We start from the raw sequence: 1430 nt of genomic DNA, 5'->3' as shown, positions 1-1430 counted from the left end.
CTACGTCTTCCGCGACGGCCGGGGGTCGGGCGTGGCGGGGCGGTCGGTCACGCGGTCTCCTCTGGGTGTGTGCGGGTGACAAAGGAGAATCTGTCCCACAACACCGGAAAATTCACCTTCTCGACCGCCTGCTGCCGGGTCGGCCCACCCGGTCGTCGGGGCGGTCGCGCGGACGCTCCCGCACCGGAGCGGCGAGCCGTCACCCGGTGCCGTTCCCCGTCCCCTCGACCGTCGCCAGGTAGAGCCCCACGTACCGCTCCACGTCCACGTCCAGTCCGACGTCCACCAGCGGCTGCTCGCGCGTGCCCCCGTGGAGCTCGGACTCGCCTGCGCGGGGGCGGCGGTCGACGACCGTCTGGCCGCGGGCCGGGCCGGGGGCCAGGGAGACCTCGACGGGGAGACGGCGGGTGGTCAGCCCCTCCGGGTCGGCGACCGCGCACAGCGCGCCCGCGTCGCCGAGACCGCCGGCGTCCTCCGCCGGGTCGTCGGGGCGGCTGCCGGGGGTGGCCGGACGGTGGGCCAGCAGCTCGCCGGCCAGCCGGGCGCCCGGTTCGGCGCTCGCCCGCAGCCGGCGGACGTCCGCCGCCGGGACGACGACCCGGGTGAACACGTCCAGGCCGTACATCGTGATCGGCACCCCGGCGGTGAGCAGGATCGCGGCGGCCTCCGGGTCGTGCCAGACGTTGAACTCGGCGACCGGCGTGGCGTTGCCGGCGCCCGCCGCGCCGCCCATGAAGACGATCCGCTCGATGTTGCGGGTGACCTCGGGGTGGGTGCGCAGCAGCAGGGCGATGTTCGTCAGCGGGGCGGTCGGCACCAGGGTCACCGGACGCGGGGAGGCGAGGATCTCGCGCCGCAGCAGGGTCACCGCGTCCACGTCGGCCGGGGTGCGGCGCGGGGCGGGCAGACCGAGGTCGCCCATGCCGTCGTGGCCGTGGACGTGGCGCGCGGAGCGCGGGGCCTCGATCAGCGGGCGCTCGGCGCCCCGGGCCACCGGGACGTCGGCCGCGCCCGCCCGCTCCAGCACGGTCAGCGTGTTGCGGACGACACCGTCCACGTCCGTGTTCCCGGCCACGCAGGTCACCGCGCGCAGGTCGATGCCCGGGTGGCGCACGGCGAAGAGCAGGGCCAGGGCGTCGTCGACACCGGTGTCGCAGTCGATGATCACCGGAATGGGCTGACCGTTCGGCACGGCGAGGACTCCTTCCACCGCGCTTCCGCCACGCGGCCTGCCCGTGACCCTACGCGGGGTCCCGGAGCCCGGTGGGTGCCGCGTACCGCGGTCCGCGCGCCGTCCTCCGCGGCGGTTCCCCGGCGGACGGGGCCCGGGCCGCCGCCCGTCCCCGCGCCGTACGGCCGCCGCACCGTCCGCACCGTCCGCGGCCTTCCGCTCCCCGGCCACCGCCTGGTACGGCACTGGCCCGCCCCGC

Annotated in this window: 1 protein-coding gene; it reads right to left on the bottom strand. The window is 77.0% G+C overall.

What is annotated here, in order from left to right; genetic code table 11:
* Positions 1-199: 199 nt before the first annotated feature.
* Positions 200-1192, bottom strand: coding sequence for a nucleoside hydrolase (locus tag B7L92_RS38295; RefSeq protein WP_081241656.1), 993 nt, complete (start codon positions 1190-1192; stop codon positions 200-202).
* Positions 1193-1430: the final 238 nt, after the last annotated feature.

This window comes from Streptomyces viridosporus, from assembly GCF_002078235.1.
Classification (GTDB): domain Bacteria; phylum Actinomycetota; class Actinomycetes; order Streptomycetales; family Streptomycetaceae; genus Streptomyces; species Streptomyces viridosporus.
Note: the sequence above shows the minus strand (reverse complement) of the source record. Positions and strands in the feature narration are given on the sequence as shown.